This window comes from Dyadobacter sp. Leaf189, from assembly GCF_001424405.1.
Classification (GTDB): Bacteria; Bacteroidota; Bacteroidia; order Cytophagales; family Spirosomataceae; genus Dyadobacter.
This window is the reverse complement of record NZ_LMPS01000007.1, coordinates 139632-155403: the sequence shown is the minus strand read 5'-3', so window position 1 is coordinate 155403 and position 15772 is coordinate 139632. Positions and strand designations below refer to the sequence as shown.

Below are 15772 nucleotides of genomic sequence, written 5' to 3'. Positions count from 1 at the left end.
TCCTCCTCGTCGAAAATTGCCTTTATGTTTAGTAATTTTAGCTATCACCCAGCCCAGTTCTCCCGGTCCAGACTGCGGTACTGGATCGCCTCGGCGAGGTGCTCTACTTTGATTGATTCACTGCCGGCGAGATCGGCGATTGTGCGGGAGACTTTCAGAATGCGGTCATAGGCGCGGGCTGAGAGCCCCAGTCTTTCCATTGCCTTACGCAAAAGCGTCTTGCCTGCTTCTTCAATCACGCAGATTTCCTTCACCATTTCCGGCGTCATCATCGCATTGGAATAAATCTCTTTTTTGTCCTTAAAACGCTCCGTTTGCATAAGCCGCGCACGAATCACACGCTCCCGTATTTCGGCGCTGCTTTCAGATTTCCGGGTAGATGATATCTGGTCGAACGACACCGGCGTAACTTCCACGTGCAAGTCGATGCGGTCAAGCAATGGACCGCTGATCTTGTTGAGGTACTTTTGAACAACTCCCGGCCCGCATACACACTCCCTGTCAGGGTGATTGTAGTAGCCGCAAGGGCAGGGGTTCATACTTGCAATGAGCATGAAGTTGGCCGGGTACTCCACCGCCATTTTGGCTCGGGAAATGCATACTTTTCTTTCTTCCAGCGGCTGCCGCATTACTTCCAGCACTGTTCGCTTGAATTCGGGCAGCTCGTCCAAAAACAGCACGCCGTTATGCGCGAGTGATATTTCCCCGGGCTGCGGGTAACTCCCTCCTCCCACCAGCGCAACGTCGCTGATCGAATGGTGCGGCGCACGAAACGGCCGGCGCGAAACGAGGGTAGCGCGCTGCCCCAGCTTGCCTGCTACTGAATGGATTTTGGTAGTTTCCAATGCTTCGGGCAAACTGAGTGGAGGCAAAATACTGGGTATCCGTTTTGCCAGCATTGTTTTGCCGGCTCCCGGCGGACCAATCATGATCGCATTATGCCCGCCCGCCGCCGTAATTTCAAGTGCGCGCTTGATATTCTCCTGACCTTGCACATGCTCAAAATCAGCATCATACTCGTTCTGATTGGCAAAGAACAAATCGCGCGTATCAACCTTTACAGGTGGTATATCCAGCTTTCCTTCAAAAAACGCGATTGCATCGGGCAGATTTTCGACGGGTATCACATCGATATTATTGACAATTGCGGCTTCATATGCATTTTCAGCGGGCAGGATCACTCCTTTAAAACCCTGCTTCCGTGCTTCAATGGCGATCGGGAGCACTCCTTTTATTGGCCGCAGAATTCCGTCTAGCGAAAGCTCCCCCAGGATGATATAGTCTTCCAAACTCCGCTCACAGGTCAGCTGCTCGGAGGTGAGTAGCGTACAAAGTGCAATCGGCAGATCGTATGCAGAACCTTCTTTACGGATATCGGCAGGCGCGAGGTTAACGACCAGTTTCTGCCTCGGCATTTTATAACCAAAGTATTTGAGAGACGCCTCCACCCGCTGCTGGCTCTCCTTCACCGCACTATCCGCCAGCCCGACCATAAAGAAGCCGAGTCCCTGCCCTACATTAACTTCGATGGTGATGATGGTAGCATCTACGCCGAACACGGCGCTTCCGTAAGTTTTAGCTAACATGTGTGTGTTACTTTGAGTAAAAACAGATTAAGTCAGGCAAACAGCCTGCATAGTACAAACCAAGTGAAATTTTAGGTCCAGACAACAAGGAACCTTCACAGCCGATAGTCAACGGCTGGAACAGATGTGCAAATGGGGCGCATGGATTAACCTTCGGAAGCTGCGTAGCTTCCCTGAATGTACTTATTCAACCACTGCAGACACAGAGATATAGGTTGGAATGATACCCGTAGCCCTGATACGCACCTCGGCATCTTCGGCCTGTGTATTCCCGGTCAGTACCAGCGCGGTATCAAGCCCGAATTTATTACCTCCGAGAATGTCGGTATGCAGGGTATCTCCCACCATGAGAATGTTCCGCTTGCTTACGTTCGGATAGTTTTTAATGTGCTGATAAGCAAAAATGAACATCTGCGGATCAGGTTTTCCAAAGCGGATGAACTGTCTCCCGATCGTGTCTTCAATCATTTTTGCCAATGCACCTACTGCGATGGAAAGGCGGTTCTTTGAAGCAGGGTATGTTTTGTCAGTATTGGCTACAATGACAGGAATGTTTCGTTTACGAAGCAGGTTCAGGGTTTTTGTCAAATCCGTGTTCCAGTCAAAACCTTCATCATCCAGAAAAACAAGCGCATTAATGCTGGCTGCCTCGTCAAGGTTCACCTGGCGGATTGAAATGGTTTTTAACCCTAGCGTTTCAATGTAATGCGCAGAATTGTCGGTACCCACATAAGCCACGAGCCCGTCACGGAATTTGTAGTCGAGGTACTCACGGGCCAGCATTCCCGAAGAAATGATCCGGTCGGCTGTCACATCATTGATACCCATTTTGAAGTACGAATCAGCGAGCTGTTCCGGACTGCGGGAAGCATCATTGGTCACCACGTAAAAATCTTTCCCGGTATCGTTCAGGTACTGAAAAGTTTTCTCAATCCCCGGAATCAACCCGTTGTAAGTTTTTAGAACACCGAAGGCATCAAAGAATATGACATCATATTTGGAAATAACTGATCTGAAATTGTCAAGAACCATAGTAAAGGAAGTGAAAGTGTGGCCTGCGAAAGCCTATATATTTAATCTTTTGAGAATTTTGTCCGCGTCAAAACCATCAATGGACGGAAAATAAAGCTCGTAAGCTTCTTTCTGAAGCTTGGCGCAGTAAGCCCGGTGGAAAAAGTATTTCCCGTATTTTATCACATAATTCAGGATAAAGAACCGGTAAGCTTCCTTCATAAACCGCACCTCACGCTCCGTTAATGGATATATCTTATGGTATTCTTCAAGGAAAATCATAAAGCGTTCTTCCATCAGCGGCCCGATCAGATAACTGAAAACCGTCTTGTCGCCCACATTGGAACAAACCCGGCTGAAGAAATAGAAATCCATTACCCTGGACGAGACACGAAACCAGTCGTAGTCCCATCTTGAAAAGAGTTTCAGGTCGTCTGTTACCGAAAAATTCCCGATGTTCCAGTCTACGAAAACGGGCATCAGATCGAATCCGCTTACATTGAGGCGCTGTATATTTTTCATAAATATATCGCATTGCCTTTTGAGGATGTTGATATAGCCACGGTGTTCATACTGCCCCGTATCCGTTTCAAGAATATCCAGCAAGTGCTGAATATCGGTCCTCAGGTTTTTGGAAGATTTGGGAATAGACCGGCCTGCTCGAAAACACGCCTGGTGGAACTTCGCGGCCTCGGCACCCAGCTTCCTGATCTGGTCTTCATTCAACCGGCGGGGCAAACGGTTAGCCGCCCTGATCGGATTGTAAAAAACGACCCAGGTATCCACAAAATCCTCCTGGTAACGATATGTATAAACCTGATTGTTCTTAAAAAGTGATTTGGCGAGTACGTTTTCAAAAGGGTAAAGCAGGTTATTGGAAAGCGCCTGTATAATGCGATGATCCTCCTTGAAATGCTCGTATTTACCAAAATATGACAGCTTGGCGATTACTTTATCATCATTGTCCAGTGTTACCCTGAAAACATGGTTGGTAGATACCCTCGCACTGATATCTTCTACAAACTTGACACCGATCGAATTATCAAAACCAGCCCAGGCCTGACGGATAATTGCCGGATAATCTTTTAAACGCATTGCTTTATATGTTACAATTTAGCCTGTCGATGTTCTTATTGCCAGTTACAAGCAGTTTTTCAAAGTTAGCAACTTCAATGCGCCTATAAGGAAAGCTGACTGGATAAATAAAAAAATAATCACATAATTTTGTAAAAACTTACCGCATTCATTTTGTTTTACTACTTCTCCCGTTTTCTCGTTCGTCTGGCATTGCCGATTTATTTAAGAAAGCTTTGCGTCTCGCATTTCGACAGGTTGCCAAAAGGAAAGCCGCTGCTTCTGGCTTCCAATCACCCTGATTCTTTTTTCGATGCGGTTGTGATCGGCTCGGTGCTGAGCCAGCCAATTCATACGTTGACACGCGGGGATGTTTTCAAGAAAAAAGCTGCTGCTTTCTGGTTAAGGCAGATCAACCTGATACCTGTTTTCCGTGGCTCGGAAGGGCGGCAGTACGTCAAAAATCACGATGTGACGGCCCAGGAAAGTCACGATGCATTAAAGAAAAATGATGCTGTTGTGGTGTTTTCAGAAGGTATCTGTGTCAATGAATGGCGCTTGCGCCCGCTGGGAAAAGGCACGGCCCGAATGGCGTATAAAATCTGGTTCGGAGAAGATGCATTGCCGCAAATGAAAGTAATACCGACCGGGCTCAACTATGAGAATTTTCGCGGGCCTCATAAACGTGTCGCATTGAAATTCGGTCAGCCAATCAGTCAGGACGAGATTCATACCAGTCCGCAGGAATATGAAAAGTGGCTCCGGGAGTTCAATGAGATTTTGGAACGAAAAATGAATGAGGTAATCCTCACAATCCCGGCAGAAGCCTCGGTACAGGAGCGCAACAGAATACTCGATTCCTTTTTCAGCGACTGCACAGTTCCGCCGCGCACCAATCCTGTTATGCGAGGATTAGGCTGGATCGGCAGGATGATCCACGCGCCGCTTTACTCATTCTTCACAAAAAAGACCGCCCAGTTAACCGGACGGTCTGTATTTTACGATTCCGTATTATTTGGAATGCTGATGTACCTGTATCCCGTAATCGTCACGCTCCTCGCATTGATTATCGGCGCATTTGCTGGGTGGTCGACTGCATTAATCGTCTTTTTCGGCTTGCCGCTGCTTGCCTGGATTGGCAGCAGGTACAAAGTGATCAAACATTAATCTTTCACACGGCCGAAACCCATTGTTTTCAACATCCAGTCGGGGAGCGGCTTCTGCGTTTTTCGTTTTTGTAAATCCATAAACCAGCCGATTTTCTTCAAGATTGGTACCTTATGTGTTTCTACCAGCTCGATCAATGTGCCGTCAGGATCTTCCAGATACGCAAAACGCCCGGCCGCTGCTTCCATTCCGAAAGAGCTTTCGCTGTCGATTGTGAATGGGTAACCCTGCGATTGCAACTTGCTTTTTAGGGCATTCATATCAAGTGTGTCAAAGCACAAGTGAATGTAGCCGCAATCTCCCCAGTAACGGTTTTCGAATATTTTTTTGGGAGTCCGGTCCAGCGCCTGGACCAGCTCGATCTGAATATCGCCCAACAACTTACTGAATGCACCTTCAGGGGTAAATTTCTTGCGGAGCAGCATTCTGCGGAATTGCTGGTTTGGCAGGGACGATGGTATATCCGAGAAAACGCCGGTTTCGTCATAAACCACTTCCAGCGGTTGTAACAAGCTTTTATAAAAGGCAAGGGATTGATCAATATCTGAAACGCCCACTACCACACCCGCAACTCCTCCTATCGGCGAGCCCGTTTTTTGAAACCACGTATTGTCTGTTGTAATCTGAAAGATATTACCGTAAGGATCATTTCCCCAGAAACCTTCGCCTTCCGGCAGCTTCACAATCGGTCCTACTTTCTCTTTCGACTGACTTTTTATCCACGCATGCGCTTTATGAACGTCAGGCGCCTTGAAGCGGATCGCATTGATCCCCAGATCGCCTGGCTCGACCTTAAAGCCAGGTAGCTGAGACTGGCGGCTGGTGAATGACCAGATTTCCAGCCCGCCTCCGCCAGCCATATTGATGGCGAGCACAGCATGCCGCTGATGTACTTTTCCGCCCGTGTAGGGGATCATCAAAGGAGCCTCTGCCTTTTCGTCAAAAACCGGTACGTCAAAGCCCAGTACCTGCCGGTACCACTTCCATGCGTCGGGCACGTTTTGAACACCTATTCCTACTTGTTGGATTCCTGAGATCAGTGCAGCACTCATTCGTTGAGGGAAAAAATTGGATCAATTGCTTAAACTTGGAAAGGCAATTTTACGAAATAAAACGCAAACCAGCGGCCGTGTGGCACAGTTGCCGGCAAAATGTGGAGTGTGGAAAATTTTTCTGATCAACAAAGCTGAAAGCTTTCTTTGATGAACATTATAATTCCTATCTTTAAATGAGATTTCCAGAATTTTATTTCAAAAAACGTGAAATCTACGCATCCATTTGGATGCGCTCATCGTATCTGTGATGAGCTTGTCTCAATTCAACCTGGAATGAATCAGTCAGTTATCATTGCGCCGATAAGCGAAAGCTTGCCGGATTTTTTAAGTGCCGCCAATTATTCGAAAGTCGTTGTTATTGCCGATAGTAATACCAAAAAGTATTGTTATCCGACTTTGAAAGAGGTTTTACCAAAACATACCGTCGTCACAGTTCCAAGCGGCGAAGCGAATAAGACTTTGTCGACCTGTGAGAAGATCTGGGAGGCAATGACAAAAGAAGAACTTGACCGGCACGCATTAGTCATCAATATAGGTGGCGGGGTGATCGGAGATATGGGTGGTTTTTGCGCGGCAGTTTACAAACGTGGAATAGATTTTATACAGGTGCCGACGACCTTGCTTTCACAGGTTGATGCCAGTGTCGGAGGGAAATTGGGAATTGATTTTCAGGGTTTTAAAAACCACTTAGGTGTTTTTAATATTCCAAAAAGTGTTTTGATCGACCCTTCTTTTCTAGGCAGCTTACCTGAGAGAGAAGTTAGGTCGGGATTCGCAGAAATCATCAAGCACTGTCTGATTGCAGATGCTGCGAAATGGGACGAAATCAGACAAAAAGATTTTGAAACGCAGAAATGGCCTGACCTCATCGCGCATTCCGTAAAGATCAAGCAGAACGTGGTAGACCAGGATCCAACTGAGAAAGGGCTGCGTAAGATCCTGAATTTCGGACATACGCTGGGGCATGCGGTAGAAACCTGCTTCTTGAACAAATCGGCAAATAAAAGGCTTTACCACGGCGAAGCGATCGCAATCGGGATGATCATGGAAAGTTATCTGTCGTTTGAGCGTAAAATGATCACACAGGATACGCTGACCGAGATCGAAGAATTCATTTTCGCGACTTACGGAAAAGTGAAGATCAGTAGCGAAGATGTCGAGGAAATCATTGCATTGACGAAGCAGGATAAAAAGAACAGAGGAAAAGAAGTGCGGTTTTCATTGCTGAAAGGAGCAGGGCAATGTGCGTATGATATAGTAGTTACAGCTCCTGAAATGCGTAAATCAATAGCTTATTATTTGGGATAGTTTTTACCAGGAGTCAGTTATAAGTTATTGGTTAGAATGTTTTGTATCAAACGATTACAGATATATTTTATTCAACCTGACAAATTAAACGCTTATGCTGAGGTCTATTTCTATCTATTCTGCACTACTTCTTGTAATGATCATAGCGGGCTGCTCCAGCGGCCGGAAAGTGTTCGTTGAGCACGATTACAGTTACGAAACCAATTTCAAAGATTACTCTTCCTATACGTTCCTGGAATGTGAACGTGATACCAACAACCTTTGTACCGAGATCTACGAAGCGATTCGCCGGCAAATGCAGGTGCGTGGGTACAAACTCACGGCAGACAAACCTACGCTGCTGGTTAACTACGGAATTTTCTACGATAACCTTCGCTATCAGGGCTATATGCAGCCGGTTATTAAAAACTGGGTGGATACTGAAAATGACGGCTTCCGCTATGAACCTATCAAATATGCACTAGACAAGGGAACACTGATCGTGTCGCTAATCGACGCGGAGAGCGACCAGGTAGTTTGGAGAGGTTATGCGTCGGGAATCTTCAAAGGGGTTGAAAACTCAAATAACCATTACAGAAGCGTCGTAAGGCGGATTTTTGATCAATATCCACTTTTCGCGAAAGGCTACGATCCAAGAAGATACAGCGAGGCCGTAGGGCGCTAAGCCGTCCGCTTTAGCCCGGTAGCCGTCGGCTGAAGCCGACGGACAGGAACTTGCTAATCTTTTACCGTCGGCTTTAGCCGACGGCTTGAAACTAGCGAGCTCTAAGCTAAGGCTTAAAACAAAAAAGGGCTCACCTTTTACCGTAACTTCAGCGTCGCAAGCGTTAGGATTGCCAGGATAATTCCTACGATCCAGAACCTGGTTACGATTTTTGACTCGTGGATTCCCCTTTTCTGATAATGATGGTGCAGGGGCGACATCAGGAATATGCGCCTGCCTTCGCCGTATTTTCGCTTTGTATATTTGAAATAGCTGACTTGCATGATCACCGACATGTTTTCAGCTATGAAAATGCCGCACATAATAGGAATAAGCCATTCTTTACGGATTGCGAGCGCAATTACAGCAATTACCCCGCCCAGCATCAAGCTGCCCGTATCACCCATAAATACTTGCGCGGGGTATGCATTATACCATAAAAACCCGACACAGGCACCTATAAATGCCGCACAGAAAATCACCAGCTCACCTGAGTTTGGAATGTACATAATGTTCAGATACTGCGAGAACTTGGTATTACCTGAAAGATAAGCCAGTACCCCGAGCGTCAATGCAATAATACCCGAAACACCTGCCGCGAGGCCGTCAATTCCGTCTGTTATATTCGCCCCATTCGAAATGGCGGTAATGATAAAAATGGCGACGATCGTGTAAATCACCCAGGTATATTCTTCCGGCAGCCAACCAAAAAGCAATGTCTTATAATCAAATTCATTGTTTTTGGTAAAAGGGATTGTCGTGACTGTCGGGTGAATAATGTCGCGGTAGCGCTGGATTTCGCCTAAACTTGAACTAAGTAACGGTTGATCATATATCCTGATCCGCACGCTGTCATTAAAAGACAGCGTGACACCCACGATAATACCTAATCCCACCTGGCCAACAATCTTGAAGCGGCCATGCAGCCCGTCTTTGTTATTTTTGAATTTCTTGAGATAATCGTCTATAAACCCGATCAAACCAGTCCAAATGGCAGTTATGATCAGCAATACAATGTAAACATTGGTGAGTTTTGCGAAGAGGATTACCGGGATCAGCAGCGAAGCCAGGATGATAAAGCCGCCCATTGTTGGAGTACCCGCTTTTTCCATTTGTCCGGCCAGCCCAAGGTCACGGATCGACTCGCCCATTTGCTTTCTCCTCAAAAAATTGATTATCGACTTACCATAAGTGGCAGCAATAAAAAGTGACAGCACAGTTGCTCCCAATGCGCGGAAAGAAATGTACTGGAACACCCCCGCGCCGGGTATATTGAAGTTCCTGTCCAGATAATCAAATAGGTAATAGAGCATGAAAAAGCTTATTGGGGGTGACGGCTGCAAAGTTGGGGCTTTTCCAAGACTACGCAAAAAGCCATTGTGTTTTTAATTGGAATACCGCTTTTCGAATACTTCGAGCAATATTTCCTTGTCATCAAAATGGTGTTTGACGCCCTGTATATCCTGATAATTCTCGTGGCCTTTTCCTGCAATCAATATAATGTCACCTGGATTTGCCGCCAGTCCGGCTTTGAAAATTGCTTCCCGGCGGTCGGCAATGGTAGTTGTTTTTTTGTAGTCCAGTGGCGGTACTCCCTTTTGCATTTGTTCCAGAATGTCCATTGGATCTTCAAACCTCGGGTTATCCGAAGTCAGAATTACCTTATTGCTGAACTTGCATGCAATAGCAGCCATTTTCGGCCGCTTTTCAGCATCGCGGTTTCCTCCGCAGCCCACAACGGTAATCACCTGCTCATTTCCATTCCGTAAATGCGTGATTGTTTCCAGTACATTTTCAAGTGCATCGGGGGTATGTGCATAATCCACGATCCCGACGATCTCATCGGCAGAATGGAATTGCTCAAATCTGCCGGGAGGACTTTTCAGGTTAGACAATTCGGTCAGTACCAGATCTTCCTTCTCACCCAGCAAAACCGCCGCCCCGTATACTGAAAGCAGATTGTATGCATTAAACCGGCCAATCACCCTGAACCAGACTTCCTGGTTGTTCACATCCATATGCATGCCGGCCAGCGTATCGGAAATGATCTTTCCCTTGAAAGTCGCGAGCGTCTGCAAAGAATAGGTTTCAATTCTCGCCTTTGTATTCTGCACCATTACAGCTCCTCTGCGGTCGTCGATATTCACCAATGCAAAAGCACCTTTCGGCAGCTGATCAAAAAAGCCTTTTTTGGCAGCGATATAGTTGTCAAAGGTTTTATGGAAATCAAGATGGTCGTGGGTGATGTTGGTAAAAATACCACCGGCAAATTGAAGACCTGTAATCCTGTGCTGCGCCACTGAATGCGAGCTCACTTCCATGAACACGTGCGTGCAGTTTTTAGCCGCCATTTGCGAAAGCAGGTGATTCAATGCAATGGAATCAGGCGTGGTATGCGTAGAGGCGATTACCTCGTCTTCGATCTGGTTTTGAACAGTAGAAAGCAGCCCGCACCGGTAGCCCAGCGCGCGGAACAGCTGAAAAAGGAAGGTCGCAACCGACGTTTTTCCATTGGTCCCTGTCACTCCCACCAGTTTTACCTTTCTGGAAGGATGTCCGTAAAAAGCAGAGGCGATGAGTCCCATTGCTGCCGCCGAGTCCTCTACCTGGATATAGGTGACGTGCTCACTGATTTGCACGGGCAGTTCTTCACATAAAATGGCACTCGCGCCCATTTCTGTTGCTTTCCCAATATACTGGTGCCCGTCTGTCTGCGTTCCTCTGAGTGCCACGAACAGACTGCCGCGAAGAATTTTGCGTGAGTCAAGTACAAGTGCATTGACCGTTATATCATCAGAACCCGTTACCTGGGCACCGTTTACGTCAGAAAGAAGCGTACTTAGTTTTTTATCCTGATTGTTGTCCATCAAGAGGCTACTGTAAGGTTAATAGTATTGTTTTAATTCCCTCCTTGTTGGCACCTGGCGGCAACGATTGTTCCACCACCTTACCCGATCCCTTGAAAGTTACTTTATACCCTTTGTTCTCCAACAGATAAAGCGCATCCCGCATCGACATTCCCTGCAAATCGGGCACTTCTTTGGATAGTACATCGGCAGACCGCCAGTTTGTTTTCCCCTTTTTGTAAAGGGAAGCAGCCGCGTATTCCGCATCTTCCGGCGCAGGTGTAAGTTTCAGTTCTTTGCTGATCACCCTCAGATCAGAAGTTCTGCCCGCCCATTTAACAGGCTTGGATTCTTCCGGAATGGAATCTTTAACCGGCTTCTGAATGCCCACTTCGGAAGCATAAATGCGGTCGGCTACTTCTTTGAACACCGGCGCCGCTACACTACCCGCATACCGGGTATAGTCTGCACCCGAGCTCTTGGGATTGTCAATTACCACAATGCAGCTGTACTTGGGTTTATCAGCAGGGAAGTAACCTGCGAACGAAGTATAGTTCTTTCCTTCGGTATAAATGCCATTGATCAGCTTCCTGGCGGTTCCGGTTTTTCCCGCAATCTGGTACAAGTCGCTTTTTATGTGTTTTGCCAAACCGTTATTCACAACACCTTCCAGCATTTTCTTCACTTTGCGGACTGTTTCAGGCGAGCAAATCGGCTTTTCCGTTACATAAGGCTCCATTTTATCTTCGATCTCCTCCGCATTACGGATTTCTTTCACGATCATCGGCCGCACCCAGTAACCATCGTTTGCCACTGCATTATAGAGTGCCAGCGTTTGGAGTGGCGTCATTTGCATTTCATAACCATGCGCCATGTAGTACATCGAGTAAGAGCTCCATTGCTTTGAAGCAGGAGTACGTATCAGTGGTGGCTTTTCGCCTTTCATCTGGATATCGGTAGGTTCCGTCAGGTGAAATTGTTTGAGGTAAGCCAGGTACTTATCAGGTTTATTGGCAAAATACCGCATCATCAGCTGTACAATCCCGATGTTCGACGATTTTTCCAAAACCTGCGAGGCTGTGATCGTCCCAAAGCCACCACGGTGTGCATCGCGGATGATATTAGCCCGAAACCGCATTGCACCATTTCCCGTATTCACCATGATCTTGTCAGGGTCCATGTGCGTCTCCTCGAGAAGCGCCATCATCGTAGCCAGCTTGAAAGTCGAACCCGGGTCATTGCTGCCGGCCAGTGCATAGTTGAAAACCTCTTCGTATTTATTGTCGCCACGTTTGGTCAGGTTCGCCATAGCACGGATTTCACCTGTTTTTACTTCCATGATCACCACAGAACCAAAGTCTGCATCCATTTCCGTCAGCTTCCGGCGCAATGCAATCTCGGCCATATCCTGGATCTTCATGTCGAGGGTAGTGTACACATCCCGGCCGGCCTGCGGCTGTACATTCAACGCGTCCCCCACCGGGATTTTCATTCCGCCTTCGACCATTTCTACCCAGCCTATCCCCGACTTTCCTTCCAGGATTTTGTCAAAACTGGCTTCAAGACCGATATAGCCCCGCCCGGTTTTCGGATCGATCCCGCCGATCGTGCGGTCCGCCATCGGACTATATGGTTTGTAGCGTTTGTAGATCGTTTCAAACTTACCTCCACCGCCTTTTCTGTTTTTGGCAAAAAACGGCCACTGCTTGATCTTCTCGCGTTCGAGGTAACTGATCTCACGACTTTTCAGGCGCAGGTACCTTTTCGATTTGCTTACGCGATATTTCAGGATCTTACTGCGGTAACCCGCTGCTGTGTTTTCTTTGAAGCTCCTGGCGAGCAAGGAAGCGAGCTCATCCAGGTGATCGTAGAAGTAGGTAGAGTCGGCTACTTTCGTGTCCAGACCAACGAAGTAGTAAGGCAGCGAAGTGGCTAGCAGGCTTTTATCATTGGAATAGATATTCCCGCGCATTGCAGGGATCGTGTCGAGTTTCAGGTCATTTTTTACAGAATACTCAGCCCAGGTTTTGCCTTTGAACTCGTCATAAAACTGTACGCGGATCAGCTTTACGAAAACAAGTATAGCCAGCACGAACAACAGCCAGCCGACAGTCCGCGCCCTGTTAATAAGTGCCTTCTTGTTGTTTTGACCACTTTCGATTTCGTTCTTCATACCGGGAAGAAAAAATTACTTTTGACGATTTTCAGAGTTGAATGCGGATTAATATTCGTCTGCCTTGACAAAGATCTTTTTAGGAGGGGTCAGGTTTTCTTCCAGGCCGGTCGCCTTTACTTTTTCGATAATAACCGACTGTTTTTTGCTTTTCTGATATTCGGAATGGACCGAATGGTACTCGGCCCGCAGATCGTCCACTTCCTTTTTGAGCTTGATACTATTCCGCACATACTGCTCAGACTGAAATCCGATCCGCTCGTAAGCGACCAGCAGGATCACAACCCAGCCAAAATAGTAGAAATATTTGACTGGAAGCCGCTCTTCACGTCCGGGTGTTTTATCACCAAAGACCTTATCGAGGGGTAAAAATTTATTAAGCCAGTTAAAAAGGTGGTATTCCCGCTTCTTTTTAGGCGGTTTGGGCGCAATCGGTTTCGGTTTTCTCTTGTTCTCTGCCATTCTAATTCCTCCAAATTATCGTTCACTCAGCAAAAACCTGCTCTTTTTCGGCGATCCGCAACTTCGCACTTCTTGCACGCGGATTCCTCGCTACTTCCTCCTCAGTTGCCTCCACAGGCTTTCTGGTAACGCTGTTTAAAGGTTTTAAAACATTTCCGTAAAAGTCTTTTTCAACTTCACCGTCAAACTTTCCCTTTTGTATAAAATTTTTGACAAGCCTGTCTTCCAGCGAATGGTACGACATAACCACCAGTCTGCCACCGGGAGCAAGCACCTCGGGAACTTGTGAGAGAAACTCTTCAAGTACCAGCAACTCGTCATTTACTTCAATCCGCAATGCCTGGAAAACTTGCGCGAAATACTTGTTTTCACGGTGTTTCGGCGCAAAGCGAAGCAGAATGCTTTTTAAATCATTGACCGTTTCAATGGGTGTATTGTAGCGCGCCGCAAAGATCGCATCGGCCGCTGTTCTGGCATTGGTTACTTCTCCGTACATTCCCAGAATGCGCTGCAGCTCCCGCGCCGACCTCGAATTTAAGACTTCGCGGGCCGTTTTGTCAACACCCGGGTTCATCCGCATATCGAGGTCAGCCTCAAATCTGGTGGAGAACCCTCTTTCGGGTGTATTGATCTGGTGTGAAGAAACGCCCAGGTCGGCCAGGATACCATTTACCTTTTCGGCTTTGTGCAATTTGAGATAGCGCCTCAAATGCCTGAAATTGGCAGCTATAAATGTAAAGCGGGGATCGCCTTTGAAGGCTTGTGCATTCACCGCCGCGTCGGGATCCTGGTCAAATGAAAACAGGTGACCGGTAGTAAGCTGATCAAGTATTGCCCTGGAATGCCCGCCACCGCCAAAAGTGACATCGACATAAATACCGGCCGGATCAATTTGCAATCCCTCAAGACATTCCTGTAACATAACAGGTTCGTGATAGGTACTTGGTTGATCCATTGTGAAAAGAAACGTTTTTAGGAACTAATTTTTGCCAGGCGGCAGTTACAAACTTAGCAATTTTAGATCGTAGGAATTGCGCCTTACATCGGATTTAATTTTCTTGCCGCACTTACATTTATACTATAACAAACTGTTTATGAGAGCAATCATTTCGGCAGCCTCGCTATTATTTTTAGTATTCCAAATCGGCTGCAAATCTGCCTCTGAAGCCAATCTTAAAAATGGCATCTGGAGAGCTACGCTCAACCGTGACAATCAGGAGCTTCCGTTCCTGCTCGATATATCCAAAAACGCCGACGGGAAAACGTACAACGTTTATGCATTGAACGATGCAGAAAAACTCAGTATGGACACTGCCTATTTCGAGAACGATTCACTCGTTATTACCATGCAGCTTTTTGATGCCAAAATCGTTGCAAAAGCAGAAGAAGAACATTTAAAAGGCACTTACTACCGCCTCGCAAACGGAACTGTATCCGGTTCGCTTCCATTTGAAGCAAAATTTGGCGAGAAATATACATTCTTTAAAGAGGGACAAGCGAAGAGCACGCAGAATGTTTCCGGTAAATGGGCCACGGTTTTTATCAATGACGAAACCGGAGATTCTACCCAGGCGCTCGGGACTTTGACGCAGAAAGGAACAGAAGTAACAGGTTCATTTTTGACAACTACAGGAGACTACCGTTACTTAACCGGCAGTGTGAATGGCGATAGTTTGTACTTATCCACATTCGACGGGTCCAATGCAAAACTTTTCAAGGCCGCGGTAAAAGACGGAAAAATGAGCGGGTCTTTATGGTCAGGGATTAAAGGTTTCAGAAGCTGGAACGCGACTCTCGATCCCAATGCGATACTACCCGATCCTGTGAAGCTGACCTTCATGAAACCCGGATTCGAAACAGTTGACTTCAAATTTGCAGATCCGAGCGGAAAGGAATGGACCTTGAAAGATCCCCGTTTCGCGGGTAAGCCGGTTATTATCCAGATCCTCGGCTCGTGGTGCCCCAACTGTATGGACGAAACCAACTTCCTGCAACCCTGGTACGAAAAGAATAAAGACCGTGGCGTAGAGATCATCGGGCTTGCATTCGAACGTTCGGACAAACCGGAAGTGGCTAATCCTAAAATCACCAAAATGGTTGAGCGTTTCGGCATTCAGTACCCCGTTGTGCTGGCCGGCACAAGCACCGACGAAGCTACCGCGAAAGCGCTCCCTATGCTCAACAAAGTAATGTCCTACCCGACTACCATTTTCCTCGACAAAAAAGGGAAAGTACGCGAGATACACACCGGATTCTCAGGTCCGGGTACCGGAAAGTACTACGATGAGTTTGTCACTGAGTTCAATACGCTTATGGACAAGCTGATCAGCGAAAAGTAAGTTATTATACCCGATACACCGCGACCAGCCAACGCGGTGTACTTTTTT

Annotated in this window: 13 protein-coding genes; 4 read left to right on the top strand and 9 right to left on the bottom strand. The window is 46.9% G+C overall.

The window, feature by feature from the left end; all coding sequences use genetic code 11:
- Window positions 1-44: 44 nt before the first annotated feature.
- The 3 genes from ASG33_RS22205 to ASG33_RS22195 form a co-directional block, all read right to left on the bottom strand.
- Entirely contained in the window at window positions 45-1586 is a 1542-nt protein-coding gene (locus ASG33_RS22205) for a YifB family Mg chelatase-like AAA ATPase (RefSeq protein WP_056290897.1), read from the bottom strand.
- Between the two features lie 183 nt (window positions 1587-1769).
- Window positions 1770-2618: a TIGR01459 family HAD-type hydrolase gene (locus ASG33_RS22200; protein WP_056290895.1), complete on the bottom strand. Its 849-nt coding sequence runs from the start codon at window positions 2616-2618 to the stop codon at window positions 1770-1772.
- Between the two features lie 33 nt (window positions 2619-2651).
- On the bottom strand, window positions 2652-3692 hold the full coding sequence (locus ASG33_RS22195) for a hypothetical protein (protein ID WP_056290893.1): 1041 nt from the start codon (window positions 3690-3692) through the stop codon (window positions 2652-2654).
- A 153-nt stretch (window positions 3693-3845) separates the two neighbouring features.
- On the opposite strand from ASG33_RS22195, the gene ASG33_RS22190 reads away from it, so the two are divergent.
- Window positions 3846-4838, top strand: a complete 993-nt coding sequence (locus tag ASG33_RS22190; protein ID WP_056290891.1) for a 1-acyl-sn-glycerol-3-phosphate acyltransferase — start codon at window positions 3846-3848, stop codon at window positions 4836-4838.
- Here the strand turns inward: ASG33_RS22190 and ASG33_RS22185 are convergent.
- Window positions 4835-5890, bottom strand: coding sequence for a VOC family protein (locus tag ASG33_RS22185; protein WP_056290889.1), 1056 nt, complete (start codon window positions 5888-5890; stop codon window positions 4835-4837). The genes ASG33_RS22190 and ASG33_RS22185 overlap by 4 nt on opposite strands.
- 276 nt (window positions 5891-6166) lie before the next feature.
- On the opposite strand from ASG33_RS22185, the gene aroB reads away from it, so the two are divergent.
- Together aroB and ASG33_RS22175 are read left to right on the top strand one after the other, a co-directional pair.
- A complete protein-coding gene (aroB, locus tag ASG33_RS22180; protein ID WP_056290887.1) occupies window positions 6167-7201 on the top strand; it encodes a 3-dehydroquinate synthase in 1035 nt (344 codons plus the stop codon).
- A gap of 94 nt (window positions 7202-7295) precedes the next feature.
- On the top strand, window positions 7296-7865 hold the full coding sequence (locus tag ASG33_RS22175) for a DUF4136 domain-containing protein (protein WP_056290885.1): 570 nt from the start codon (window positions 7296-7298) through the stop codon (window positions 7863-7865).
- A gap of 137 nt (window positions 7866-8002) precedes the next feature.
- Here the strand turns inward: ASG33_RS22175 and mraY are convergent, their stop codons facing one another.
- From mraY to rsmH, 5 genes are all read right to left on the bottom strand, one after another.
- Window positions 8003-9217 carry a phospho-N-acetylmuramoyl-pentapeptide-transferase gene (gene mraY / locus ASG33_RS22170; RefSeq protein WP_056290883.1) on the bottom strand — a complete coding sequence of 405 codons (1215 nt, stop codon included), beginning with the start codon at window positions 9215-9217 and terminating at the stop codon, window positions 8003-8005.
- A 72-nt stretch (window positions 9218-9289) separates the two neighbouring features.
- Complete coding sequence (locus ASG33_RS22165) at window positions 9290-10771, bottom strand: UDP-N-acetylmuramoyl-L-alanyl-D-glutamate--2,6-diaminopimelate ligase (RefSeq protein ID WP_056290882.1); 1482 nt, start codon at window positions 10769-10771, stop codon at window positions 9290-9292.
- 7 nt (window positions 10772-10778) lie between these two features.
- Window positions 10779-12923 carry a penicillin-binding protein gene (locus ASG33_RS22160; protein WP_056290880.1) on the bottom strand — a complete coding sequence of 715 codons (2145 nt, stop codon included), beginning with the start codon at window positions 12921-12923 and terminating at the stop codon, window positions 10779-10781.
- A 48-nt stretch (window positions 12924-12971) separates the two neighbouring features.
- A complete protein-coding gene (locus ASG33_RS22155; RefSeq protein ID WP_056290878.1) occupies window positions 12972-13385 on the bottom strand; it encodes an FtsL-like putative cell division protein in 414 nt (137 codons plus the stop codon).
- A 22-nt stretch (window positions 13386-13407) separates the two neighbouring features.
- On the bottom strand, window positions 13408-14340 hold the full coding sequence (gene rsmH, locus ASG33_RS22150; protein ID WP_082489373.1) for a 16S rRNA (cytosine(1402)-N(4))-methyltransferase RsmH: 933 nt from the start codon (window positions 14338-14340) through the stop codon (window positions 13408-13410).
- A gap of 139 nt (window positions 14341-14479) precedes the next feature.
- Here rsmH and ASG33_RS22145 point away from each other — a divergent pair, with 139 nt between their 5' ends.
- Complete coding sequence (locus ASG33_RS22145) at window positions 14480-15724, top strand: TlpA disulfide reductase family protein (protein ID WP_056290876.1); 1245 nt, start codon at window positions 14480-14482, stop codon at window positions 15722-15724.
- Window positions 15725-15772 lie beyond the last annotated feature (48 nt).